Origin of the sequence: Citrobacter sp. Igbk 17, assembly GCF_028069775.1 — a bacterium.
Classification (GTDB): domain Bacteria; phylum Pseudomonadota; class Gammaproteobacteria; order Enterobacterales; family Enterobacteriaceae; genus Citrobacter.
Genome location: NZ_JANEWI010000032.1, coordinates 26,711 through 50,664 on the forward strand (window position 1 = coordinate 26,711; position 23,954 = coordinate 50,664).

A 23,954-nucleotide genomic window follows, 5' to 3' on the forward strand; every position below is an offset into this window, starting at 1 on the left:
TGTTAACCCTGCAATTTCATTTTACTTTGTCGGGTGGCTTCACCCCATCACTGCCGTACCTAAACGACAGGTGCAGCAGCGCCGCCCCTGCTCATCAAAGATGACGATTTCCCAGCTTTGATTCTGTCGCCCGAGATGCAACGGCTGGCACACACCGCGCACTTTCCCCTGCGATACTGCGCGGTGATGCGTGGCGTTCAACTCGGTTCCCACTACACACTGCCCATCGCGAGTCATCAGATAACCCGCCATTGACCCCAACGTTTCGGCCAGCGCCGCTGACGCCCCACCGTGCAACAGACCAAACGGCTGATGCGTGCGGCTATCTACCGGCATTTCGGCTTCCAGCACATCGTCTCCCAGTCGGGTATAGACAATGTCTAAATGCGCCACCAGCGTGTTCTGGCTGGTGGCATTCAGTTCATCAAGCGTTAAATGTCGTTTCCAGATCACCGTCATGCTCCCAGTGTCGAACCGCCATCGACCACAATGTCCTGCAACGTAATATGGCTGGCCAGATCGGAGGCGAGGAATAAGACAGTGTTGGCGATTTCCTGGGGACGGGCGATTTTCCCCAGCGGTATACCGAGCTTATACTGCTCGCCAAACCCGCGAATACGCTGCTGTTCCGCGTCATCACTCACCCACAGCGTGCGCTGCATGTCAGTGTCGGTCGAGCCTGGCGAAACCACATTACAGCGTACTCCGCTACCCGCCAGCTCCAGCCCGACCGTCAGTGCAAGACTTTTCAGTGCGGCTTTTGATGCCCCATATGCACTCATACCGATTCGCGGCGTGTGTGCAGCATCGGATGCGACAGTGACAATCGCCCCCCCCTGCTGACGACGAAACTGCGCCATCGTCTGCTGAAACAAATTAAACGCCCCGCCAACGTTGACGGCAAACGTCTGCTGCCACTCCTCAACGCTTAACGTATCGGTAGCCCCCATGCGCAAAATCCCGGCGGCATTGACCAGCACGTCCAGCCGCTCGGTGTTCGCCAGCAAGCGCTCGCACACCTGCGCCACCTGCGGTGCATCCGCCACGTTCATCACCTCAGTGGCAAACGGATATTCTTCACCGTCAAACGCCAGATCGAAGCCGGTCACCTGCGCACCCGCGTCAACAAACGCCAGTGCCGTAGTGTAACCAATCCCTTTTCCCGCCCCAGTAACCCAGACCGTTTTACCGGTGAAATCAAAACCGGTCATGACGTCACCTCGCGGGAGAGCAGTTTCCACCAGGCGTCAATCGTTGGGTTTTTCGCCAGCATCACAAAGTCGATATCGCCATGCACTTTCCGCCAACGGGCCGCCAGCGCCATCATACGTACTGAGTCCAGACCGTAGTCGATCAAGTTTTCGTCATCCATTGGCTCTTCAGACTCATCGAGCAGTGGCAGAATCACATCGCGCAGCGCATCTTTGCTGTCCGGAACAGGTGTCGGCAGTAACTCCTGAGTCATCACCACGCGACCGGAACGCCCCGCCACGTATTTCAGCGACATCAGGTGTTCATCACGGCTAAAATCTGCCAACGCATCAGCGACCATAAACGGCTTAATATCACGCATGAAGGCATCAGTCGCGGTGGTCATGCAGCCAATATGCGCATACACGCCGGTGATGATCAGCTGGTTACGCCCGGTGTCTCTTAGCATCTGCTCCAGCGGTGAACGATGAAACGCACTGTAACGCCATTTAACCAGAATGGTATCCGCTTCATCCGGCGCCAGCGCATCGACGATTTTTTGCTGTTCCGGCGAGCGTGTCAGGCCCGGTCCCCACATATCGTTCAACAACGCACGGTCTTCATCGCTTTGTTCTTTCGGCTGCGCAGTGTAATAGACCGGAATGTTATGCGCTTTACAGTACTGACGCAGCGCGGCGATGTTGGCCACGACCTGTTCCATCATCGGGCAGTTCTCGCCCCAAAAGCCGATAAAATAGTCCTGCATGTCGTGGATTAGCAGCGCGGCGCGTTCTGGTTCAAATGCCCAGTCAACTTTATTTGCCGGAACATCAAGCGCCGTTGGCAGCGCATAAGCCTGCAGTTTAGGAATTGCCATTTCTTCTTCTCCTTCAGGCCGGTGAACGTGATGCCAGCCACTGACGTAATTGTTTTTTATCCACTTTGCCTACCGGGGTCAGCGGCAATGACTCAACGCACTCGACACGGTCCGGCAATTTGAATTCCGCCACGCCCTGTTCGCGCAGAAAGCGACGGACCTGTACTGCACGCAGCGGCTCTTTCACCACCAGGCAGGCGCAACTTTTCTCGCCCATCAGCTCATCGTCCATACTGACCAATGCGGCATGGATCACCATTGGGTGCCGCAACAGCAGGTTTTCAATCTCTTCTGCGGCGATCTTCTCTCCGCCACGGTTGATCTGATCTTTCTCTCGTCCCTGCACCGTGATGTAACCATCCCGATCGATGGCGATCAGATCACCAGAGCAATAGAATCCGTTAGCATCAAACGCGCTGGCGTTATGCTCAGGGCTATTGAAGTAACCGCGGAAAGTGTACGGACCGCGCGTCATCAGGCGTCCCGTCGCGCCCTGTGGTAACGGATTCCCGTCAGCATCTGCCACCCAGACCTCATCGTCAGGGCACATCGGCCGGCCCTGGGTATTGATAATGCGCTCCGGGCTGTCATCCAAACGGGTATAGTTCACCAGCCCTTCCGCCATACCGAAGACCTGCTGCAACTGGCAGCCAATCTCTTCCGGTATGCGAGCGGCAAGCGAAGCCGAAAGCCGTGCGCCCCCCACTTGCAACAGTTTCAGCGAAGCCAGTTGTGTGTTACTACCCCACTCCTGAATTGCCTGCAGCCACAGACTCACCGCTGGCGGTACCAACGCCGTCACGTTTACCTGATGCTGTTCAATCAACGGAAAGCACAACGTCGCACTCGGGTCTGCCGCCAGCACCACAGTTCCCCCCGCGAGGAAAACGCCCAGCGCACCGGGCGAACTCATGGCGTAGTTATGCGCGGCCGGGATCGCGCATAAATAGCGGGTCTCAGCGGTGAAATGGCAAATCTCGTTACTACGGCGCACGCTGTAGTAGTAATCATTGTGGGTGCGTGGAATCAGCTTTGGCGTCCCGGTCGTGCCGCCGGAAAGCTGAAAGTAAGCCACTTCATCAGCCGGTGATGGTGTCGCGGTAAACGCCGTTGCGGGTTGGCTTATTGCCGTTTGCAGATTGTGTTCGCCGTCATCATTGAGCAACTGAACCACGCGCACTGAATTGTGTTCGGCAACAAAGGTATTCAGAAAATCATCGCCACTGAATAACGCATGCTGGCGATCGGCAATCAGTAACACCGGTTTGATTTGCGTTGCGTAGGCGTTGAGTTCGTTGCGCTGATGGCTAAACAGTGCCAATACGGGGGCTACGCCCAGTTTGAGCAGCGCAAAGAAAGTGATATACAGCTCAGCCACGTTACCTAATTGCACCAGTGCGGTCTCGCCGGGTTTGATCCCCTGGCGACGCAGGCTGCAGGCAAGATTATCCGTCGCCTGGTTTAACTGGCTGTAGCTAAGATGGCGTTCCCCGTCAATCACCGCCGTATGGTCGCTATCGGCATGACGGGCCAGAATGTCGGTCAGCGGCAAATCCTGCCAGTAGCCTTTTTCACGGTAGCGGCGGGCAAACTCTTCCGGCCAACGGGTGAAAGGAATACTCATTATTGCTCCTTAGAGCCTGTCGATAAGGCCTGAATAGCCTGGTAGACCAGGCGCTTAATGCAGTCCAAAAACATTCAACATGGTGGATAGCTTGGCACCCGTTTCACGCCACTCCGCAATCGGTGACGAGGCGGGCACAATGCCGGCTCCGGCGAAGAAACGTACCTGATTACGCAGCAGTTTCGCACAGCGGATCGTCACCACCCATTCGCCGTTGCCTTGCGAATCACACCAGCCAACAATGCCGCCGAAAAGTTCGCGATCGAACGGCTCCAGTTCAGCAATCAGTTTCTGAGCAACCTGATGCGGGAAGCCACTTAGCGCCGGTGTTGGATGCAGCAGACAAGCCAGCGTCAGTGCGTTTTCCTGGGCATTGGCTTTACCTTCAAACGGGGTACCGAGATGCCAGAGCGTGGGCGTGGTGACCAGTTGCGGAGACGAAGGAAGTTGCAGCTCACTGCTGCGATCGCGCAGAACCGCTTTCATCGCCTGGGTGACCAGCTCGTGTTCATGGCGATCCTTCTCGGAAGCTAACAGACGGATCCCCGCCTCCCGGTCCAGAACATCGTCCGGTTGGCGACGTGCAGATCCCGCCAGCGGCAGCGAACTGAAATGGTCGCCTTCTTTGCGTAACAGCAATTCCGGGCTGGCGCCGATCAGTACACCGCCATCGTCGATAGGTACATGAAAGTTGTAGCTTGCCGGGTTTTGCGCGATCAGCCGCTCCAGCAGTGCACCACTGTCGATATTGGCGTCGGCGGTCACATCAATCAGGCGTGACAGCACCACTTTGTCGACTTCCGGCGTTGCCGTCAGCGCCGCTGCTCTGGCGACCATATCTTCGAAAAAATCCTGCTCAGGAATCGATTTACGCTCAACGACATTCAGCGACTGATGGGCAGTAAAGTAACGCGCTGATTGCTGCTTTGCCGTGCGTGAGAAGCTTTGCCATGATTGGGGAATAAACAGCGACGAGGGCTGGCGGGTGTCAAAGGGAATGGCCCCGACCATAATGGGGTTTGCGATGCCCTGCGATTTGGCCTGCGCAAACAGTTTGTGCATTTTCTGTTGGAAAGGGCTGTCTGGTGAATCACCATCAATTGCCGGTTCCGCATAGCGGGCGAAGCATCCTGACGTCGTAAAACTACGATACGGCGACATAAAGAAAAAACTGTCGGGAGCGAGAGTTGCCATAGTCTGCGTTTTTTCCTCGGCCAGTGACGTGTCCATATCATCCTCCATAAAATGATAAAGGCTCTAATAATGATTATCATTTATATTTTCGGTCGCTAACCTAAAAGCAAAGCGTCGGTATGTCAACTCTTGTGGTAACACAATGTGCGACTTAGGCTTGCATCCCTGACGCGTAACAATGAAAATGAGAAGCATTAACTACATTGATAACAGGAAGCTTATTTGTGAGATTTCCCGCGTTTTACCGCACTGCGCTGTTACTGGTTGGACTCGCTATTTCAGGAATTTCTTTAAGCCATGCCGCTGACTGGCCACGCCAGGTTACCGACAGTCGTGGCACGCACACGCTGGAACATAAGCCACTGCGCATTGTTTCCACCAGCGTCACGCTCACCGGTTCTCTGCTCGCCATTGATGCGCCTATCATTGCCAGCGGTGCCACGACACCGAATAACCGTATCGGTGACGCTCAGGGCTTTTTACGCCAGTGGAGCGACGTCGCCAAAGCACGCAAACTGAGCCGCCTGTATATTGGCGAGCCGAGCGCCGAAGCCGTTGCAGCACAAATGCCGGACCTGATTCTGGTCAGCGCCACCGGGGGAGACTCCGCGCTTGCGCTGTACGATCAACTGTCCACCATAGCCCCTACGCTTATCATTAATTACGACGACAAAAGCTGGCAGTCACTGCTGACACAATTAGGTGAAATCACCGGGCAGGAGCAACAGGCAGCGGCGCGTATTGCTGAGTTTGATAAGCAACTGCTCGCGGTAAAGCAACGTATCACCCTGCCGCCACAGCCGGTCAGCGCGCTGGTGTATACCGCAGCCGCGCACAGCGCCAACCTGTGGACGCCGGAGTCCGCGCAAGGCAAGCTGATGGAACAGCTCGGTTTCACGCTGGCACCGCTACCTGCCGGACTACATACCAGCCAGAGCCAGGGTAAACGTCACGACATTATCCAGCTTGGTGGTGAGAATCTGGCGGCCGGCCTGAACGGTGAAGCGCTGTTCCTGTTTGCAGGCGACAGCAAAGATGCCGAGGCGATTTACGCTAACCCACTGCTGGCACATCTGCCTGCCGTGCAAAACAAACGCGTTTATGCGCTGGGGACGGAAACCTTCCGTCTGGATTACTACAGCGCGACGCTACTGCTGCAACGCCTGTCAGCGCTCTTTTAATGGCTATCGCCGGATGCAGCTAACGCCTAATCCGGCTTACAAACCGTAGCGCACAACGCTATCAGGCATTCACAGGTATCTGTCGGAAACGACGAAGCTCGCTTAACAACAGCAGCAGCAACAGACCGACAATCACCAACCCAAACCCACTGACGCTTGCCGAGGCCGCAGGCGTCATCATCGCCCCCAGCCCCCCTAACAGCGCCGCGCCAATCGCATCACCGGTTACGTTCTGCGCAGTCCACAAACCGTTAATTCGCCCGAGCATCGCTTCCGGCGTCTGCGTCTGTAACAAGGTGTACTGCAACAAAGAACTGACCGCACTCAGCCAGCCAAACAGCGCCAGACAAACAACGCCCAGCTCCCAGACCGGCATCAGGCCGAACAGGCCGATAGCCAGGAAAGAGGCCACAGTTGATGCCAGCATAATCAGACCAGGACGCACGCTGTGTGCCAGTTGCCCGCTGGTTAAAGCACCGATGGCCGCGCCCAGGGGAATAGCCGCATACAGTAACCCAATCTGAGCGCTCGACATCTGCCAGTTAATCGCCAGTGCCGGGTACAGCACGCGCACAGCGCTCGCCATGGTCAACAGACCACCGAGCAGCGCAATGCCGCCAATCAGCGGGCTGGCGAACAGAAAACGGAACGCCGCCACCAGCGATGTCAACGGATGTTCACGCGGTTGTGGCGGAGGTGGTAACGCGGGAAGGCTCAGCAATGGCAGCAAGGTAATGAATGTACCCGCCGCCGCCAGGCCGTAGTTCCAGACCACGCCCCCGGTCGCCAGCAGCACCCCACCAAGCATTGGCGAAATCACCGATCCCAGACGCACCGTCAGCATGGTAATCGCCCCGGCTTGCATCAGATTTTCACGCCCGACCAGCGCAGGTGTCGCCGCCAGCAGTGCGGTGACACCCAGCGAGGCAAAAAAGCCATCCCATAAACCCAGAACATAGATAGCCAGCAACGACGGTTCGGGCAGCAGCGCGTTCAGGCACAGGCCAATAAAACCGATACCACAGGTTCCGCGGGCCAGCAGGATCACCTTTTTGCGCTCATAGCGATCGGCCAGTACGCCACCCACCATCAGACCAATAAACATGGCGCTCCCGGTCAGCGTAACCGACAAACCCACCTGCCAGGTCGACTGGGTCATCATCTGGATCTGTACCGGGACCGCAACCCCCAATAGCCCCAGAGAGACAATGGAAATAAAACGGGCGAGGAAAACAGCGCGAAATGCAGGATGGGTCTTTAACAGGCTGAGATTAAGCAGCCAGGATTGTCGATTCATTACAGAGCCTTACCAGGTACTTTTTCAATATCCATTCAATGGCTGCACATGCTAACATATCCAAATAAGATCGATAACGATAATTACTATCATTATCAGGGAAGTTGATATGTCATGCTCTGTTTCCGCGACACGCGCCTTCGCCGTGCCCGGACTATTGTTACTCCTTGTTCTCACCACGGCATTAAGTCTGGTTATTGGCGCAAAGTCGCTGCCCGCCTCCGTGGTATTTGATGCACTCACCGGCAGTTGTCAAAGCGCCGATTGCACCATCGTGCTGGACGCGCGACTCCCGCGTACGCTGGCAGGGCTCCTCGCAGGGGGGGCGCTGGGCCTGGCGGGTGCGCTGATGCAAACGCTCACCCGCAACCCGCTGGCCGATCCGGGTATTCTTGGCGTCAATTCCGGGGCCAGCTTCGCGATTGTTTTAGGCGCGTCGCTGTTTGGCTTTTCCTCCCCGCAAGAACAACTGGTAATGGCTTTTTCCGGGGCTCTCGCAGCCTCACTGATTGTGGCTTTTACCGGTAGTCAGGGCGGCGGACAGCTCAGCCCGGTACGCCTGACATTGGCCGGTGTTGCGCTGGGTGCTGTTCTGGAAGGATTATCCACTGGCATCGCCCTGCTCAACCCGGATGTCTACGACCAGTTGCGTTTCTGGCAAGCCGGTTCACTGGATATCCGCAGCCTGCAGACGCTGAAAGTCGTGCTGATCCCGGTCCTGATTGCCGGCGCTGTCGCGCTGTTTCTTAGCCGTGCTCTGAATAGCCTCAGTCTGGGAAGCGACACCGCAACGGCGCTGGGCAGCAAAGTTGCGCGTACCCAGTTTATCGGCCTGTTGGTGATTACCGTACTGTGCGGAAGTGCGACCGCCATCGTCGGCCCTATCGCCTTTATCGGCCTGATGATGCCGCATATGGCACGCTGGCTGGTGGGCGCAGATCATCGCTGGTCGCTGCCCGTCACTCTGCTGGCCACCCCTTCTCTGCTGCTGATTGCCGATATCATCGGTCGTCTGATTGTGCCCGGCGAACTGCGCGTCTCGGTCGTCAGCGCGTTTATCGGTGCGCCGGTTCTCATCTTCCTGGTACGCCGCAAACAGCGCGGAGGTGGCGCATGATGCATCTCTCCCGTCGCCTGATTATCAGTTGTCTGCTGCTGGTCGTCGGCTGCCTGGCCGTTGGATTGTGGAGCCTGCGCAGCGGTGCCGTTATGCTCGAGACCCAGCAAATTATTGCCGCCCTGCTCGGCGATGCACCGCGTAGCATTACGCTGGTGGTGACCGAGTGGCGATTACCACGCGTGTTGATGGCGCTGCTGATTGGCGCGGCGCTGGGCGTTAGCGGCGCGATATTCCAGTCATTGATGCGCAACCCGCTGGGTAGCCCGGACGTGATGGGTTTCAATACCGGTGCCTGGAGCGGCGTACTGGTCGCAATGGTGCTGTTTGGTCAGCATCTTACCGCTATCGCGCTGGCGGCCATGCTCGGCGGGGTCCTGACTTCGCTGGTGGTCTGGGCGCTGGCCTGGCGCAACGGCATCGACACCTTCCGACTGATCATCATCGGGATCGGCATTCGCGCTATGCTGGTGGCCTTCAACACCTGGCTGCTGCTGAAGGCATCCTTAGAAACCGCGCTGACCGCCGGGCTGTGGAACGCCGGATCGCTCAACGGTCTGACCTGGGCGAAGACCTGGCCTTCAGCGCCGCTGATTATCGTGATGTTGGGGTGCGCCGCGCTGTTGGTACGTCGCCTGCGTTTACTGGAAATGGGTGATGACAGCGCCTGTGCGCTTGGTGTCAGCGTTGAACGCTCACGTCTGATGATGATGCTGGTCGCAGTGGTGTTGACCGCTGCGGCTACCGCGCTGGCAGGCCCTATCTCATTTATTGCCCTGGTTGCCCCACATATCGCGCGTCGGCTTAGCGGCACGGCTCGTTGGGGATTAACGCAGTCGGCGCTGTGCGGTGCCCTGTTACTGCTGATGGCCGATTTATGCGCTCAGCAGCTCTTTATGCCTTATCAGCTTCCGGTTGGCGTTGTCACCGTAAGCCTCGGCGGTATTTACCTTATCGTCTTGTTAATTCAGGAGTCCCGCAAAAAATGACCGAATCAGTAGCCCGTTTGCGTGGCGACCAGTTAACGCTGGGTTATGGCAAATTTACCGTGGCGGAAAACCTTAATGTCGCGATCCCCGATGGTCACTTCACTGCCATTATTGGACCCAACGGTTGTGGAAAGTCCACGCTGCTGCGTACATTGAGTCGTCTGATGACGCCCGCGCACGGCAACGTCTGGCTCGATGGTGAACATATTCAACATTACCCCAGCAAAGAGGTCGCACGCAGAATTGGTCTGCTGGCGCAAAATGCCACCACGCCAGGCGATATTACCGTGCAGGAGCTGGTTGCTCGTGGGCGTTACCCACATCAACCTTTATTTACCCGCTGGCGTAAAGAAGATGAAATCGCGGTAACCCACGCGATGCAGGCCACGGGGATCACGCATCTGGCGGCGCAAAGTGTGGATACCCTCTCCGGCGGTCAACGCCAACGCGCGTGGATAGCGATGGTGCTGGCACAAGAAACGTCGATTATGCTGCTCGACGAACCGACCACCTGGCTGGATATCAGCCATCAGATTGATCTGCTGGAGCTGCTGAGTGAGCTAAACCGGGAGAAAGGTTACACGCTGGCCGCTGTTCTGCACGATCTGAATCAGGCATGTCGCTATGCCACTCATCTGATTGCACTTCGTGATGGAAAGATCGTTGCCGAGGGTGCGCCGAAAGAGATTGTCACAGCAGAGCTCATTGAAAAAATCTATGGGCTGCGGTGTATGATTATCGACGATCCGGTTGCCGGAACGCCGTTAGTGGTCCCGCTAGGACGTACAGCAAACAGGTAAATCGCGCCACCTCCGCAGAGGTGGCGAGTCCATTTATTGGATACCTTTGAGCACGTCACGCATGACTGGCCCAATCTTCTCGAAAGCCATCGGCGTAATGATATCGACGTGCGCGCAATCCTGGCGATAAACATCCAGACTGGAAATCCACGGCGACCAACTGCGTTCCGGGCTGACTCCCGGCGGTAACGTGCGTTCAGCAACAAACAGCGTCGCGTGTCCCGCAAAAGGTACGCTATGTGCCGTACTCAGCAGTCGAACCGCATCGGCGTAGTTACCTTCGATAGCGCTAAACAATGCGTCGGACGCATTACCCTGTTGAGCCATCAGAAACGCCTCCCGCTCACGATCAATTTCCGCCAACACTTCCGGGTCGAGTCCATTGGCCTCTTTTTCCGACCAATTTTGCGTTTCCGGCGGCCAGGTATCCAGCAGGCCAAGAAACGCGACCGTTTCTCCGCGCGCGTGTAATCGGGCAGCAATGCCCTGCGCCAGCGTACCGCCCAACGAGTACCCAATCAGATAATAAGGTCCATGAGGTTGCTGGCGAAGTAACGTTGCCAGGTGCTGTTCGCACACCGCATCCAGGTTTTCTGCTGTCTGCATCGGGCCATCCGGTCGCGGCGACTGGATACCCATAATCGACCACTGTGGGGGAAGGTAGCGCGACAACACGCTAAACTGCCAGGCGAAACCCGATGCCGGATGGAAGCAGAACAGCACAGGCCCATCGCTCTCACGCAGCGGCAGCAACGTTTCAAATCCCAGCCGTTGCGACTGCTCGTCATCATTGCTATCCAGCAATGCGCTGAGCTGTTCGACGGTCGAGGCCACCATAATCTGCCCAGGCGTTACCTGGCGCGCAAAAATGCGACTCAATTGTGCCGCCAGCTTCATCGCCAGCAGAGAATGCCCGCCAAGCGCAAAGAAATCCGCTTCAACATCATTGACCTCACAACCCAGCAAGGCCGTGAACGCCTGAGCAATCGTGGTTTCAGTCCCGGCTCGCGGTGCCCGCCCTTTCTGGCGTGACGTCAGTTGTGGCATCGGTAACGCTTTACGATCCAGCTTACCGTTGGCGCTGAGTGGTAGCTCCGCCAGTTGCAGCAGCACTGTCGGTACCATATGTGCAGGCAGGGTTGCGCGCAGACTCTCGCGCAATGCCGGAATATCCAGCGGCAAACCCGATTGTGACACCAGATAGCCCACTAACTGGCGCGCATCGCCGCCTGTCGCTACCGCCTGATTGAATACGCAGGCATGGGCAACAGCATGCTCAACATCAGGCAACTGCTGCATCACCCGATCAATCTCGCCCAGTTCAATACGCTGTCCACGGATTTTTAGCTGGTCATCACTGCGCCCAAGATATTCCACAGCCCCATTTTCCAGCCAGCGCGCCACGTCTCCGGTACGGTACATACGTTCGCCAGGGTTAAAGGGATCGGCAATAAAACGGCTCGCCGTCAGATCTGGTCGGCCGAGATATCCCTGCGCCAGTTGGATCCCCGTCAGGTACAGATCACCGGCGACACCAATGGGCACTGGACGCATCATGGCATCGAGGATCCGCAAACCGGTATTCCAGACCGGATAGCCGATGGGTACGCTGTTGCCGGTCACGGCAGCGAGTTCCTCACCCCAGGCTGGATACCAGCTGACATCTACCGCCGCCTCGGTTGGCCCATACAAATTGTGCAGCGGCGCATGGGTCAGTTGCTCCCATTCGCGGCACAGCTCTGCCGGCAGCGCTTCACCGCTACAAAACACCTGTTTCAACGTGGAGCAGCTTTCCCGCGCCGTTTCTGGCGTCAGTGAGGTCACAAACGCCGCCAGCATCGACGGTACAAAGTGCGTTGTCGTTACCCCAAACCTCGCGAAGAACTGTTGCATCGCCAGCGGGTCACGATGTGCCTCTGGTTCAGCCATCACCAATTTTGCGCCGGCAATGAAGGGCCAGAAAAATTCCCAGACCGAAACATCAAAACTGCATGGCGTTTTTTGCGCCACCACATCGTCGACTGTCAGCGGATAGTGATTCTGCATCCATAGCAGGCGGTTAACGATGGCGGTTTGCCCCACCATCACCCCTTTTGGTCTGCCCGTCGAGCCTGAGGTGAAGATGATATAGGCCGTATGATTTGGTCGTGATAATGCTAATGGTGTGTCATCTTGTTCTGGCAATGGCGCGGTGTAGCACAAGCTTTCCAGCCCAGGGATATCGCTAAAACGAACCCGTTGTTCATCAGTGGTGATAAGCAACGTAGGTTTAGCGTCTTCCAGCATCATCCGCAGGCGATCATCCGGATATCCGGTATCCAGCGGTAACCAGGCGGCCCCCGCTTCGACGATACCGTGCAGCGCCAGCGTCAGGAAAACGGAGCGCGGTAAGGCAACCGCCACACTGTCCCCAGGGCGCACACCGCGTTCGCGCAGCAATTTTGCCAGTGCCACCACCTGCTGACGCATTTCGCGATAGCTAAACTGATAGCGGGCATCGGCCAGCGCCGGCGCATCCGGTGTTTTGCTGGCTTGCCCAGCCACCAGCGCACTCAATGTGGTGGAAGGGATCGTCACTGCCGTATTGTTAATTGTCGCCAGCTGTTCGTGCTCAGACGCCAGCAGCATCTCTGCATCCCCGCAGCGTAGCGCCGGATTTGCGGCAAATTGCGCGATAAGCGCCGTTAAACGCGAAGCATGTTGTGCCAACGTAGCGGCGTCATATCGCTGCTTATTCGCCAGAATCTCAATGCTCAACCCGCCGTTTTCATCCGGGAACAGCGCCAGTTCCAGATCGTTAACCGGCCCCGTCGCCAGCGTATGGGTTTGTGCCTGCACGCCAGGAATATTCAACTGATAGTCAAAGATCTTCACGTTCAGCACCGGGCCAAACAGTGGTTCAGCCCCGGCAGCACGCCCGCTGTCACGGACAATTTGTTCGGCATCATAGCGCTGGTGTCGGCGCATTTTCTTCATCTGGCTGGCCAGTCGTTGCGCAAGCACAGGGAGACTTTCTGCTGCATCAAGTCTCACACCAAAGGGCAGGACATTTAACACCGGTCCGGTAGCGGTAAGCGCCGCTGATCCCATGCGGCGCATAAAGATAAACCCGGCGGCATAGTCCATTCGGCTGCATAAACGACCGAGCCACAATGCAACCAGCGCCAGCGCCAGATCCGCACGCTGAACATCTGGCATACGCGACGCAAGCAGGCGGAATGAACCTTCAGGTGCCGTTAACTTCATCCGAATAATATCCGCGCTGGCTGAGCGACCCGGCAGCGGTTTGTTCGACAATGAAGCCGGCGGCGGCAGGTGTTGGCGTTGCTCAGCCCAGAATGCGCGATCACGTTGCCAGGCATCGCTTTGACGATACTGTTGATACTCTTCCACGACCTCGGCAAACGGCGTAAATGGCGAGGCTGGCGTGGATTCACCGCGCAGCCACGCTGTGTAAATGGCAGCAATCTGGCGGGTAATAGCTGGGAAACTAAAGCCATCAACCAGTAAGTGATGATAGCGTTGATACCAGTACCAGCGTTTATCTCCCACCTGAATGAGCAGATGGAAGACCAGCGGCTTGCCGCCGTCAACGCGAAGATCCTGTTGCAGATCCGCCCGCATCAACGCGCGTGCCGCCTCGTGCGGACTGGACTCATCGCGTAAATCGAGTATGTCAGGTTCAGCAAAGGTGAGCGTAGGATCAACCCATTGCCAGATTTCACCGTTATCCTCAGTGAACTGCATCCGCAGGGTATCCGCATGCTCCAGACCGGCCACGACCGCCTTTGCCAGCAGTGGTGCATTCAGTTCACCGGTTAATTCGACATAGTGTGCAACGCTCCACGCCGAGGGCAATGTGGAGAGCTTTTCTGCCATCCAAATCCCTGGCTGGGCCGCAACTAAGGGTAAGCGCTGAGTCATTGCGCCTCCTGTACATCGACATAGTTCGCTGGCGTCAGCGTAGTCCAGTTCGCATCCAGCCATTGCTGGCAGACTTCCTGCGACTGCGGTTCACACGCAACCGTCCAGCCAGCAGGAAGTGAGCACTGCTGAGGCCAGAGGCTGAATTGACGTTGTGGGTTTTGCAGAATGTAAAACTGTCCCTGCGGGTTATCGAAGGGGTTACTGAATTCCATACTCAACTCCTGTCGTGGAACATCGTCCGGTTAAAGCGTGTCAGTGAGCGGTTGCCAGAGCGTCATCAGCCCTTGCATTAAACCGCCGCGCCAGCAAAGCGCATCATGTCCACCCTCAACCTGACGCCAGAAAATAGACTGTGGTGCAGAGGGAAATTGGGCAAATAGCGCCTGATTAGCACGAAAAATAATCGGCTCGCGGGTCCCGGCTTCCAGCACAATACGTAAACCCTGAACGCTTAGCGTTCCGGCCTTCAGTTGTTCAATAATCACGCCATCCTGATGGCCACCGCGATGCGGCCACCAATAAGATCCGGACTGACTGAGTACGCAGCCAAACCGATCCGGCCAGTTCAGTCCGGCATACAGCGAAGCCAAACCGCCAAAACTTTGCCCGGCAACCACCGTACGCTGCGGGTCGTCGCTGAATGGCGTCGTGGTCTTCACCCGCGGCAATAATTCCTGCTGAACTGCCAGCCAAAAATCAGCGTTACACGGCAACTCATGGCTGCGATGCGGCGTGTCAATGGCATCAATCAGGAGATATACCGCGGGAGGAAGCTGGCCACGATGAGTGAGTGAGGTCAGAGCCGGCCAGACCGGCATACTCTGTGCCCAAAATTGTCCGTCCAGCAGAATAGCCAGGGGACGTTCTTCCGGGTTGGCTTCACCGGTGGTGAAAACCCACACCCGGCGCGTATTACCCAACCGGTCACTGTGCCATTGCAGGCATACGGCGGGCGAGCCGGGGTTTTCAGGGCGATCCCATCCCGGCTGTACGGGAGCATCTGGCATCTCCAGGGCGGACACCGCATGCCCCCGGCCCCCTTTCCAGCTTTGAGTATTGAGAGGGTCCGCAATAGCCTGTGGCAACAGTTGTCGCCAGCCTTCGCGTAGCACAGTGCGATCGGGCGTTTCACCCGGTGCCAGTGAGGCAAAAATATCGTTTCGATCGGAGGGGATAAAACAGTAGCTGCCGCGCCAGTTAGCGCTCAGGGAAATGCTCCAGCACCAAACATTCGTCCCATCAATACGTCTCATCGACTGGGGGACGGCATTTTGATGATGATCGGTAACGCCCGTGATGTAGACCCACACCCGGCGAATGGCTGACTCTTTTTCGGTTCCCTGTGGGTCACGCCACCAGAACGTTACGCGGTAATCTCCGTTGTCTTCACGCTCCCATTCAGGGCCATTTTTTGACTGCCACCACGCCTCGCTTCCCATCATTAACGCCGTCACCGTCATAACCCCATGTTTATTGTGAAATTTTATATCTGAGCGTGAAATATATTGATAATATTATTGATAACTATTTGCATTTGCAATAGCGTATTGACGCGCTGTGGGAAGCGCGCACAGTTTTTCACCACTTATAAACCGACCTGGCGCTGCGTACTTTTTCTGGAACGGAGGGTTTACGCAGATGCGGGCGACATCAGGCCTGGTGCCCAAAACGGCACACGGGTACTCGTGGCTAAAAGAAAGCAGGACATACAATGAACAACAAGATTCATTCACTGGCCTTATTGGTCAATTTAGGGATTTACGGGGTAGCACTGCCCGCGATGGCAGAAGATAAAACCGATAGCGCCGCCGTCTCTCATGAAGACACCATCGTCGTCACCGCCGCTCAGCAGAACCTGCAGGCTCCAGGCGTTTCAACCATCACCGCTGATGAAATTCGTAAGAACCCTCCGGCTCGCGACGTCTCGGAAATCATCCGTACCATGCCTGGTGTGAACCTGACTGGTAACTCAACCAGCGGTCAGCGCGGCAACAACCGCCAGATCGATATTCGCGGCATGGGGCCAGAAAACACCCTGATTTTGATCGACGGTAAACCGGTGACCAGCCGCAACTCAGTGCGTCAGGGGTGGCGTGGTGAGCGTGATACCCGCGGTGATACCGCCTGGGTACCACCAGAAATGATTGAACGCATTGAAGTCCTGCGCGGCCCAGCAGCGGCACGCTACGGCAACGGCGCGGCAGGTGGTGTGGTGAATATCATCACCAAAAAAGGCAGCAGTGAATGGCACGGTTCATGGGATACCTATTTCAACGCGCCGGAGCACAAAGACGAAGGTTCGACCAAACGCACCAACTTTAGCCTGAATGGCCCAATGGGCGGAGATTTCAGCTTCCGTCTGTACGGTAACCTCGACAAAACCCAGGCAGACGCGTGGGACATCAACCAGGGCCATCAGTCAGAACGTACAGGTACGTATTCCAATACCTTACCGGCCGGTCGCGAAGGGGTGATCAACAAAGATATCAACGGTATTGTGCGTTGGGATTTCGCCCCACTTCAGTCACTGGAACTGGAAGCGGGTTATAGCCGCCAGGGCAACCTGTACGCGGGTGACACGCAAAATACCAACACTAACCAGCTGGTGAAAGATAACTACGGTAAAGAAACTAACCGTCTGTACCGTCAGAACTACTCGCTGACCTGGAACGGCGGCTGGGATAATGGTGTCACCACCAGCAACTGGGTGCAGTACGAACACACGCGTAACTCTCGCACGCCGGAAGGTCTGGCCGGGGGAACAGAGGGGATCTTCGACCCGAATGCTTCACAAAAATATGTCGATGCCGACCTGAATGACGTCATGCTGCACAGTGAGATCAGCATTCCGTTGGATCTGCTGGTCAATCAAAACCTGACGCTGGGTACTGAATGGAACCAGCAGCGCATGAAAGACATGCTGTCTAACTCGCAGACCTTTATGGGCGGTAATATTCCAGGCTACAGCAGCACCGATCGCAGCCCATATTCGAAAGCCGAGATCTTCTCTCTGTTTGCCGAAAACAACATGGAGCTGACCGACAGCACCATGCTGACACCGGGTCTGCGTTTCGACCATCACAGCATTGTGGGCGACAACTGGAGCCCGTCGCTGAACCTGTCCCAAGGTCTGGGCGATGACTTCACCCTGAAGATGGGTATCGCGCGCGCCTATAAAGCACCGAGCCTGTATCAGCTCAACCCAAATTACATTCTGTACAGTAAAGGCCAGGGCTGCTACGCCACCGGTTCCGCAACCGGTATTGGCTGCTACATGATGGGTAACGATGACCTGAAAGCTGAAACCAGCATCAACAAAGAGATTGGTCTGGAGTTCAAACGTGACGGCTGGCTGGCCGGCATTACCTGGTTCCGCAACGATTACCGTAACAAGATTGAAGCGGGTACGGTACCGTTTGACAGAACCTCTATCAGCAAGAAAAACGCAACTACGGGCAAGACCACCACAACCTACACCGATATCTATCAGTGGGAAAACATTCCTAAAGCGGTGGTTGAAGGTCTGGAAGGGACGTTGAACGTACCGGTTAGCGAGACCGTTAACTGGACCAACAACATCACTTACATGCTGCAAAGTAAGAATAAAGAGACCGGCGAGCGCCTGTCGATTATTCCTGAGTACACGCTGAACTCAACATTGAGCTGGCAGGCTCGTGAAGATCTGTCACTGCAATCCACCTTTACATGGTACGGCAAACAGCAGCCGAAGAAATACGATTACCAGGGTAAACCGGTGACCGGCAGCTCGGCACAAGAAGTGAGTCCGTACAGCATCGTCGGCCTGAGCGCGACCTGGGACGTGACCAAAAACGTCAGCCTGACCGGCGGCGTGGATAACGTCTTTGACAAGCGTCTGTGGCGTGAAGGCAATGCCCAGACCACTGGCGATATCGTTACCGGTAATTATATGGCGGGCGCTGGCGCGTACACCTATAACGAACCGGGTCGTACGTGGTTCATGAGCGTGAATACCCACTTCTGATAGCGTTGTTCCCTCTCCTCCCGGTGGGGAGAGGGAAACAATACAAAATCATGCGTACAATACACACATCATTCCCTTTCGCAGACTATTCGCTACAGATCATCGAATTTGATCCCAACAGTTTTCACGAACACGATCTGCTCTGGCTCCCTCACCATGCCCAGCTAACCGCTGGCGCACGTAAACGTAAAGCAGAACACTTAGCAGGACGTATCGCTGCAATACATGCTTTACGTGAATACGGTATCAAAACGGTGCCCGGCATCGGCGAGCAGCGACAACCGCTGTGGCCACATGGCCTCTTTGGCAGTATCAGCCATAGCGCAACAACGGCACTGGCTGTCGTCTCACGTCACCCCGTCGGACTGGACATTGAGGCTATTTTTTCGCCGCAGGTCGCAGCCGACCTGACTAACAGTATTATCGACAATACTGAGCGACAGGTTTTGCTTCACGCGTCACTCCCCTTTCCGCTCGCCTTAACCCTGGCCTTCAGCGCCAAAGAGAGCCTGTATAAGGCATTTTCAGCGCACTTGACGCACCTTCCGGGCTTCTCCAGCGCCAACGTTATCGCTCTCACCACAACGCAGATCACCTTGCAAATCACGCCGTCATTTTCGCAAAGCCTCGCCGGGCTGAGCGTTAACGTTAGCTGGTTTCGGCGTGAAGAAAACATCATTACCCTATGCCCGGCCCCACCATCATACTCGCCAGCCTTTTCTGTCTGAGTGGTCAGGGCAAACGCACTATGCCGGTTGAAACGCCGCCAGCGTTCGGCGTTGTCGCCCGTTTTCATCAAAGTTGTCGACAGCCAGCCAACGCTGCAAAACAGCGTCACGCTGTGGCCACTCATCGTCAATCATTGATAACCAGTCGCTGTCGCGATTACGCCCCTTACGCACCATTTTCTGGCGAAAGCGCCCTTCATGGATAAACCCTAAACGCTCCGCCGCACGGCGGGATGCGACGTTCAGAGAATCGCATTTCCACTCCACGCGACGATAGCCCAGCGCAAACGCCTGGCGCAGCAACAGCCAGACGGTTTCTGTACCCAGTACCGTATTCTTCATTCGTGGCGACCAGGTCACATGGCCTATCTCGACCGAGCCATTTACAAGGTCGATCGCCATAAATGAGACTAACCCCACGGCGCGCCCGGATTGTAAATCAATCACCGCATAGGGAACCAAAGAGGCATCCGTTGATTTGCCCGTGACCCAACGCACGGCCTCCTCTACGCTCGCAGGACGCGTGCTGGCAAGCCAGGTCCAGTCACGTTCGTCAGGTGCCTGCGCGTAGGCGTCAAACAAATCGGCGGCATGGCGGTCAGCGTCCAGGGGCTCCAGACGGCAATATTGACCAATAAGCACACTCCGTGGCAGCGCATTTGCGCCATTCCAGTCCGGCAGGGCATCACCCACCGTCTGCCCATACAGATTTATCTCTGGCACTGTTCAACCCCTGTTATGCGAACAAAAACCACGTTATAGCACCCGCCATTTCGCCTTCAAAGCACTGGTCAGGGATTTTTCACGCAGAACAGAAAATCGCCGCCCCTTCTATACTGATTAGAAATCAACGCTCAGGAGAACACGATGTCACTACCCGATTTTCATGTCTCTGACCCCTTTACGTTAGGCATTGAACTGGAAATGCAGGTAATCAATCCTCCGGGATACGATCTGAGCCAGGACGCGTCCAGGTTGATTGACGCCGTGAAGTCAGAACTCACTGTCGGCGAGGTGAAGCACGATATCACCGAAAGTATGCTGGAAATGGCGACCGGGGTGTGTCGCGATGTTGACCAGGCAGCCGCGCAGTTTTCCACCATGCAGCACCTTGTTTTGCGCGCAGCCCAAACGCTTCACCTCGAAATCTGCGGCGGTGGTACGCACCCGTTTCAAACATGGCAGCGTCAGGAAGTGTGCGATGACGAACGCTATCGGCGGAACCTGGAGAACTTCGGCTACCTTATTCAGCAGGCAACGGTTTTCGGTCAGCATGTCCATATCGGCTGCGCCAACGGTGACGATGCGATTTACCTGCTGCACGGCCTGTCGCGATTTGTCCCCCACTTTATTGCGCTCTCTGCGGCCTCGCCCTATATGCAGGCTGCCGATACACGTTTTGCCTGTGCACGGCTGAACATTTTCTCCGGATTTCCCGATAATGGCCCGATGCCGTGGGTGAGCAACTGGCAGGAATTTACCGGGCTCTTTCGCCGACTGGCGTATACCAGCATGATTGACAGCATTAAAGATTTGCACTGGGATATTCGCCCCAGTCCGCATTTTGGCACGGTAGAGGTGCGGGTGATGGACACCCCGCTGACCCTTGAGCACGCACTTAACATAGCTGGGCTTATTCAGGCTACCGCCCACTGGTTACTCACCGAACGGCCATTCAGGCATCAGGAAAATGATTATCTGTTGTACACGTTCAACCGTTTTCAGGCCTGTCGTTTTGGTATGGAAGGAATACTCACCGACGTGAATACCGGGGATCGCCATCGCCTGGCGGACGACACGCTACGCTTACTGGACACTGTCGCCGCGTCGGCGGAAAAAGTGGGGGCAGCGAGTGCCGTTCACACCTTACATCAGCAGGTGAAAAAAGGTCACAATGAGGTCAGGCACATGCGTGATTTTGTGGCAAACGGTGGCTCGCTGAGTGGACTGGTGAAAAAACACTGTGAGATCTGGGCGGGACATTAAGCGCGACGTTTGCGTTAACCAACGATATCCCCGACAATGGCTTTTTAACTCAAGTTTAACAATGTCATGAAACACCCGCTTGAATCACTGATGACCGCCGCCGGGATACTGCTGCTGGCTCTGCTTTCCTGTCTGCTGCTGCCCGCCCCTTCGCTTGGCCTGGTGTTGGCGCAAAAGTTAGTCACAACCTTCCATTTAATGGATCTTAACCAGTTTTATACTTTGTTGTTTTGTTTGTGGTTCTTGCTTCTCGGGGTGATTGAGTATTTTGTACTACGCTTCATCTGGCGGCGTTGGTTCTCGCTGGCAGAATAGACCCGCGAGAACCCGTATACCGTTAATGTGTGCGGCTGTGATTTTCTTTACGATATGCCCCAGGCGGCTGGCTAAACGTACGGGTAAAAATACGCGTGAAAGTCTGCTGCGAATCGAAACCATACTTCAGGCAGATATCGTAAACTTTTTGGTCGGTATCGCGCAGATCGCGTGCCGCTAATAATAGCTTACGTTCACGGATATAACGCCCGAGGCTCTCGCCTTTGTACTGCAGAAAAAGGCGTTGCAGATGCCATTTTGAATACCCCGCATGGCGCGCAATATCATCAATGCGCAAAGGTTGATTCAAATTATCATCAATCCATTCAACAATCGTATCAATTACCTGAGCAGAAATCGTCATCATGCTCTCCCCTCTGTTCATTGCGTTGCCTGCTGCCACCAGGCCGTAAACTGTTGGTCCGGTTCGGACAGTGTTACCGGCTCACCCAGCATTGGCGTCAGCAATCGGTAATGTTGGCGGCGACTGGCAAGAACCAGTCTTTTGTAGGGATCATCCCAGGTGTGTTTTGCCAGAACGAAGCGACCCGCATGTCCGGGTAATACCGCTTTCGCGTGGAGATCGGCTGCGGCCTGGGCGGTCTCTTCCGGCATCATATGAATGAACTTCCAGTCCTGGTCATACTGGCCATTTTCCATGATTGCCAAATCGACCTTGCCAAACTGCTCGCCAATCGCTTTAAAATGCGGCCCGTAGCCAGAGTCGCCGCTGTAGTAAACGTTCTGTTCCGGCGTTTCAAACATGAAACTGGCCCACAGCGTTTGGTTACGTTTAATCCCCCGGCCAGAAAAATGGCGGGCAGGCAGGACATGGACGATCAGTGAATCCGTCACTTTGACGGATTGATTCCAGTCGCGTTCCTCAATGATCTCGCTGTTCATTCCCCAGTAACGCAGGTGCGATCCCACGCCAAGTGGCGTAATCACGCGCTTAATCTTCGGCATCAGAGCCTTGATAGTGGCGAGATCCAGATGGTCGTAGTGATCATGCGAGATAATAAGAAGATCGATCTCCGGCATCGTCTGCGCGGTCCACGGATACTCACCGGCAAAAGCTTTATTCAGGAATGAAAACGGTGCGGCATAATTGCTCAACACCGGATCAATAAGAATACGCTGGCCCGCCAACTGCAAATACCATGAGGAATGCCCCAGCCAGACAAGGGTATCCTGCTGTGGCGATAAACTGGCGAGATCGGTCGCAACCAGTGGTAACGGCTGCGCGGGTCGCGCGTTTTCTCGCTTCGCGACCAGAAACTCCCACCAGGCCGCCAACATACCCTTGTTGCCGGTATAGCCCGGGGTCGGGACCTGATTATGAAACTGTCCATCACGATAGTGTGGCGACTGTTCAACCTGACTCAGTTGTGCTCCTTGCGGCGCCTGACCAAATCCGGCATTGAATACAAACGGTAAACTTGCTGCTGCGGCAATGAGCATAATAACAACCACACAAACTGTGAGACGCTTCATATCCTGACCTTAAACGCGCCCCCTTTCCGCTGGATTGCGCGACTGACTCTTGATTATGAGTGAGTAAGCACTCATTATAGAAATCGAAAGTTCGTCGTCAAGATGATTTTCAATCTTTGACATTCGCCGTTGCGGTGCTGCAAAGGCCGTGATTCAATCCTATTTTTTTACAGACTTAGGGGTAAAGTGTAGTGGCTCGTCCGAAGAGTGAAGACAAAAAACAGGCATTACTGGAAGCTGCAACCATAGCATTTGCACAATCAGGTATTGCGGCCTCTACCGCCGTTATTGCCCGAAATGCAGGTGTCGCAGAGGGAACGTTGTTTCGCTATTTCGCAACAAAAGATGATCTGATCAACGAGCTTTACCTCCATTTAAAGCAAGACCTCTGCCAGTCAATGATGGCAAATCTGGATCGCTCAGTGACCGATGCCAAAACCATGACTCACTACATCTGGAACAGCTACATCAGTTGGGGTCTGGACCATACTTGTGGACATCGCACTATCCGCCAACTGGCCGTCAGCGAGAAAATCAGCAAAGAAACCGAACAGCAGGCTGACGATATGTTCCCGGAACTGCGCGATTTATGTCATCGTTCCGTTCGCCCTGAATTTATGTCTGACGAATATCGTGCCTTCGGTGATGGGCTTTTTCTTTCACTTGCAGAGACAACCATGGAATTTGCCGCCCGCGATCCTGCCCGCGCGAATGAATATATTTCGATGGGGTTTGAGGCCATGTGGCGCGCACTGACCCGCGAGGAAAAATAATGGACGGCCAAACGCTGCATGCATGTGCTAAACGTATTGCACTCGAACTCCCTTTTACTGAGCAATGCTGGCCGTTCGGCCCGGAATACGATGTCTTCAAAGTCGGCGGTAAGATTTTTATGATTGTCTCAGAGCAGCGCGGTCGTCCGTTGGTGAATTTGAAGTCAGACCCACAAAAATCACTGCTGAATCAGCAGATTTACCGCAGTATCGAACCGGGCTATCACATGAATAAAAAGCACTGGATATCCGTCTACCCCGGCGATGATATTAGCGAGTCATTACTGACTGACCTGGTGAACGACTCATGGCATCGGGTGGTAGACGGCCTGCCTAAACGGGATCAAAAACGCTTACGGCCTGGCTGATTTATCGTTAGCGTCGATAAGTGTTTTTGCATTTTTCGGTCTTATCATTTTCCCGCTAACCCTGTACCCTGCTGAAACAAAACGCACCCG

22 protein-coding genes are annotated in these 23,954 nt (G+C 55.4%); 10 read left to right on the forward strand and 12 right to left on the reverse strand.

Annotation, left to right across the window (positions count from 1 at the left end):
* Positions 1 to 39 precede the first annotated feature (39 nt).
* Genes entH through entC form a run of 5 tightly spaced genes read right to left on the reverse strand, consistent with a single transcriptional unit; the run spans position 40 to position 4,922 of the window.
* Positions 40 to 453: a proofreading thioesterase EntH gene (entH, locus tag NNO08_RS17585; RefSeq protein WP_137384535.1), complete on the reverse strand. Its 414-nt coding sequence runs from the start codon at positions 451 to 453 to the stop codon at positions 40 to 42.
* Between the two features lie 2 nt (positions 454 to 455).
* On the reverse strand, positions 456 to 1,211 hold the full coding sequence (gene entA, locus NNO08_RS17590) for a 2,3-dihydro-2,3-dihydroxybenzoate dehydrogenase EntA (protein ID WP_271457199.1): 756 nt from the start codon (positions 1,209 to 1,211) through the stop codon (positions 456 to 458).
* Positions 1,208 to 2,068 (reverse strand): isochorismatase, encoded by an 861-nt coding sequence (locus tag NNO08_RS17595; protein ID WP_271457200.1) that lies wholly within the window; start codon positions 2,066 to 2,068, stop codon positions 1,208 to 1,210. The genes entA and NNO08_RS17595 overlap by 4 nt, the downstream gene beginning before the upstream one ends.
* A 13-nt stretch (positions 2,069 to 2,081) precedes the next feature.
* Positions 2,082 to 3,692: a (2,3-dihydroxybenzoyl)adenylate synthase EntE gene (gene entE / locus NNO08_RS17600; protein ID WP_271457201.1), complete on the reverse strand. Its 1,611-nt coding sequence runs from the start codon at positions 3,690 to 3,692 to the stop codon at positions 2,082 to 2,084.
* Positions 3,693 to 3,746: 54 nt separating this feature from the next.
* Positions 3,747 to 4,922: an isochorismate synthase EntC gene (entC, locus tag NNO08_RS17605; protein WP_271450163.1), complete on the reverse strand. Its 1,176-nt coding sequence runs from the start codon at positions 4,920 to 4,922 to the stop codon at positions 3,747 to 3,749.
* 188 nt (positions 4,923 to 5,110) lie between these two features.
* Here entC and fepB point away from each other — a divergent pair, with 188 nt between their 5' ends.
* Positions 5,111 to 6,067 carry a Fe2+-enterobactin ABC transporter substrate-binding protein gene (fepB, locus tag NNO08_RS17610; protein WP_271450162.1) on the forward strand — a complete coding sequence of 319 codons (957 nt, stop codon included), beginning with the start codon at positions 5,111 to 5,113 and terminating at the stop codon, positions 6,065 to 6,067.
* Between the two features lie 61 nt (positions 6,068 to 6,128).
* On the opposite strand, the gene entS is transcribed toward fepB, so the two are convergent.
* Positions 6,129 to 7,364 carry an enterobactin transporter EntS gene (gene entS / locus NNO08_RS17615; protein WP_202039188.1) on the reverse strand — a complete coding sequence of 412 codons (1,236 nt, stop codon included), beginning with the start codon at positions 7,362 to 7,364 and terminating at the stop codon, positions 6,129 to 6,131.
* A gap of 109 nt (positions 7,365 to 7,473) precedes the next feature.
* Between entS and fepD the strand changes: the two genes are divergently transcribed.
* From fepD to fepC, 3 genes are read left to right on the forward strand one after another with little or no spacing between them, the layout of a single operon-like run.
* Positions 7,474 to 8,481: a Fe(3+)-siderophore ABC transporter permease gene (gene fepD / locus NNO08_RS17620; RefSeq protein WP_271457202.1), complete on the forward strand. Its 1,008-nt coding sequence runs from the start codon at positions 7,474 to 7,476 to the stop codon at positions 8,479 to 8,481.
* Positions 8,478 to 9,470, forward strand: a complete 993-nt coding sequence (fepG, locus tag NNO08_RS17625; RefSeq protein ID WP_202039190.1) for an iron-enterobactin ABC transporter permease — start codon at positions 8,478 to 8,480, stop codon at positions 9,468 to 9,470. The genes fepD and fepG overlap by 4 nt, the downstream gene beginning before the upstream one ends.
* Complete coding sequence (gene fepC, locus NNO08_RS17630; RefSeq protein ID WP_271450159.1) at positions 9,467 to 10,270, forward strand: iron-enterobactin ABC transporter ATP-binding protein; 804 nt, start codon at positions 9,467 to 9,469, stop codon at positions 10,268 to 10,270. Before fepG ends, fepC begins: the two co-directional genes overlap by 4 nt.
* Positions 10,271 to 10,303: 33 nt before the next feature.
* Here fepC and entF read toward each other — a convergent pair whose 3' ends face one another.
* Genes entF through fes form a run of 3 tightly spaced genes read right to left on the reverse strand, consistent with a single transcriptional unit; the run spans position 10,304 to position 15,657 of the window.
* Positions 10,304 to 14,194 (reverse strand): enterobactin non-ribosomal peptide synthetase EntF, encoded by a 3,891-nt coding sequence (gene entF, locus NNO08_RS17635; RefSeq protein ID WP_271457203.1) that lies wholly within the window; start codon positions 14,192 to 14,194, stop codon positions 10,304 to 10,306.
* Positions 14,191 to 14,409 carry an MbtH family protein gene (locus NNO08_RS17640; protein ID WP_137379192.1) on the reverse strand — a complete coding sequence of 73 codons (219 nt, stop codon included), beginning with the start codon at positions 14,407 to 14,409 and terminating at the stop codon, positions 14,191 to 14,193. Before NNO08_RS17640 ends, entF begins: the two co-directional genes overlap by 4 nt.
* 30 nt (positions 14,410 to 14,439) lie before the next feature.
* A complete protein-coding gene (gene fes / locus NNO08_RS17645) occupies positions 14,440 to 15,657 on the reverse strand; it encodes an enterochelin esterase (RefSeq protein ID WP_271441919.1) in 1,218 nt (405 codons plus the stop codon).
* Between the two features lie 251 nt (positions 15,658 to 15,908).
* Here fes and NNO08_RS17650 point away from each other — a divergent pair, with 251 nt between their 5' ends.
* Positions 15,909 to 18,200: a TonB-dependent siderophore receptor gene (locus tag NNO08_RS17650; RefSeq protein ID WP_271457204.1), complete on the forward strand. Its 2,292-nt coding sequence runs from the start codon at positions 15,909 to 15,911 to the stop codon at positions 18,198 to 18,200.
* A 50-nt stretch (positions 18,201 to 18,250) separates the two neighbouring features.
* Positions 18,251 to 18,928, forward strand: a complete 678-nt coding sequence (gene entD / locus NNO08_RS17655; RefSeq protein ID WP_271457205.1) for an enterobactin synthase subunit EntD — start codon at positions 18,251 to 18,253, stop codon at positions 18,926 to 18,928.
* 18 nt (positions 18,929 to 18,946) lie between these two features.
* On the opposite strand, the gene NNO08_RS17660 is transcribed toward entD, so the two are convergent.
* Positions 18,947 to 19,651, reverse strand: coding sequence for a GNAT family N-acetyltransferase (locus tag NNO08_RS17660; RefSeq protein ID WP_271457206.1), 705 nt, complete (start codon positions 19,649 to 19,651; stop codon positions 18,947 to 18,949).
* 144 nt (positions 19,652 to 19,795) lie between these two features.
* Here NNO08_RS17660 and NNO08_RS17665 point away from each other — a divergent pair, with 144 nt between their 5' ends.
* Positions 19,796 to 20,914: a YbdK family carboxylate-amine ligase gene (locus tag NNO08_RS17665; RefSeq protein WP_271457207.1), complete on the forward strand. Its 1,119-nt coding sequence runs from the start codon at positions 19,796 to 19,798 to the stop codon at positions 20,912 to 20,914.
* Between the two features lie 66 nt (positions 20,915 to 20,980).
* A complete protein-coding gene (locus NNO08_RS17670; RefSeq protein WP_005122002.1) occupies positions 20,981 to 21,229 on the forward strand; it encodes a DUF1158 family protein in 249 nt (82 codons plus the stop codon).
* 22 nt (positions 21,230 to 21,251) lie between these two features.
* On the opposite strand, the gene NNO08_RS17675 is transcribed toward NNO08_RS17670, so the two are convergent.
* Together NNO08_RS17675 and NNO08_RS17680 are read right to left on the reverse strand one after the other, a co-directional pair.
* Positions 21,252 to 21,593, reverse strand: coding sequence for a RamA family antibiotic efflux transcriptional regulator (locus tag NNO08_RS17675; protein WP_005122005.1), 342 nt, complete (start codon positions 21,591 to 21,593; stop codon positions 21,252 to 21,254).
* 17 nt (positions 21,594 to 21,610) lie between these two features.
* Positions 21,611 to 22,723, reverse strand: a complete 1,113-nt coding sequence (locus NNO08_RS17680) for an MBL fold metallo-hydrolase (RefSeq protein ID WP_271457208.1) — start codon at positions 22,721 to 22,723, stop codon at positions 21,611 to 21,613.
* Between the two features lie 191 nt (positions 22,724 to 22,914).
* Between NNO08_RS17680 and NNO08_RS17685 the strand changes: the two genes are divergently transcribed.
* Positions 22,915 to 23,496 (forward strand): TetR/AcrR family transcriptional regulator, encoded by a 582-nt coding sequence (locus NNO08_RS17685; RefSeq protein ID WP_271457209.1) that lies wholly within the window; start codon positions 22,915 to 22,917, stop codon positions 23,494 to 23,496.
* Positions 23,496 to 23,864 carry an MmcQ/YjbR family DNA-binding protein gene (locus NNO08_RS17690; RefSeq protein WP_048212349.1) on the forward strand — a complete coding sequence of 123 codons (369 nt, stop codon included), beginning with the start codon at positions 23,496 to 23,498 and terminating at the stop codon, positions 23,862 to 23,864. The genes NNO08_RS17685 and NNO08_RS17690 overlap by 1 nt, the downstream gene beginning before the upstream one ends.
* Positions 23,865 to 23,954 lie beyond the last annotated feature (90 nt).

Bases quoted from the DNA above. Each gene is read 5' to 3' on its own strand.
- entA (WP_271457199.1), bottom strand. From the start codon at position 1,211: ATGACCGGTTTTGATTTCACCGGTAAAACGGTCTGGGTTACTGGGGCG.
- NNO08_RS17595 (WP_271457200.1), bottom strand. From the start codon at position 2,068: ATGGCAATTCCTAAACTGCAGGCTTATGCGCTGCCAACGGCGCTTGAT.
- entE (WP_271457201.1), bottom strand. From the start codon at position 3,692: ATGAGTATTCCTTTCACCCGTTGGCCGGAAGAGTTTGCCCGCCGCTAC.
- entC (WP_271450163.1), bottom strand. From the start codon at position 4,922: ATGGACACGTCACTGGCCGAGGAAAAAACGCAGACTATGGCAACTCTC.
- entS (WP_202039188.1), bottom strand. From the start codon at position 7,364: ATGAATCGACAATCCTGGCTGCTTAATCTCAGCCTGTTAAAGACCCAT.
- fepD (WP_271457202.1), top strand. From the start codon at position 7,474: ATGTCATGCTCTGTTTCCGCGACACGCGCCTTCGCCGTGCCCGGACTA.
- fepG (WP_202039190.1), top strand. From the start codon at position 8,478: ATGATGCATCTCTCCCGTCGCCTGATTATCAGTTGTCTGCTGCTGGTC.
- fepC (WP_271450159.1), top strand. From the start codon at position 9,467: ATGACCGAATCAGTAGCCCGTTTGCGTGGCGACCAGTTAACGCTGGGT.
- entF (WP_271457203.1), bottom strand. From the start codon at position 14,194: ATGACTCAGCGCTTACCCTTAGTTGCGGCCCAGCCAGGGATTTGGATG.
- NNO08_RS17640 (WP_137379192.1), bottom strand. From the start codon at position 14,409: ATGGAATTCAGTAACCCCTTCGATAACCCGCAGGGACAGTTTTACATT.
- fes (WP_271441919.1), bottom strand. From the start codon at position 15,657: ATGACGGTGACGGCGTTAATGATGGGAAGCGAGGCGTGGTGGCAGTCA.
- NNO08_RS17650 (WP_271457204.1), top strand. From the start codon at position 15,909: ATGAACAACAAGATTCATTCACTGGCCTTATTGGTCAATTTAGGGATT.
- entD (WP_271457205.1), top strand. From the start codon at position 18,251: ATGCGTACAATACACACATCATTCCCTTTCGCAGACTATTCGCTACAG.
- NNO08_RS17665 (WP_271457207.1), top strand. From the start codon at position 19,796: ATGTCACTACCCGATTTTCATGTCTCTGACCCCTTTACGTTAGGCATT.
- NNO08_RS17670 (WP_005122002.1), top strand. From the start codon at position 20,981: ATGAAACACCCGCTTGAATCACTGATGACCGCCGCCGGGATACTGCTG.
- NNO08_RS17675 (WP_005122005.1), bottom strand. From the start codon at position 21,593: ATGACGATTTCTGCTCAGGTAATTGATACGATTGTTGAATGGATTGAT.
- NNO08_RS17680 (WP_271457208.1), bottom strand. From the start codon at position 22,723: ATGAAGCGTCTCACAGTTTGTGTGGTTGTTATTATGCTCATTGCCGCA.
- NNO08_RS17690 (WP_048212349.1), top strand. From the start codon at position 23,496: ATGGACGGCCAAACGCTGCATGCATGTGCTAAACGTATTGCACTCGAA.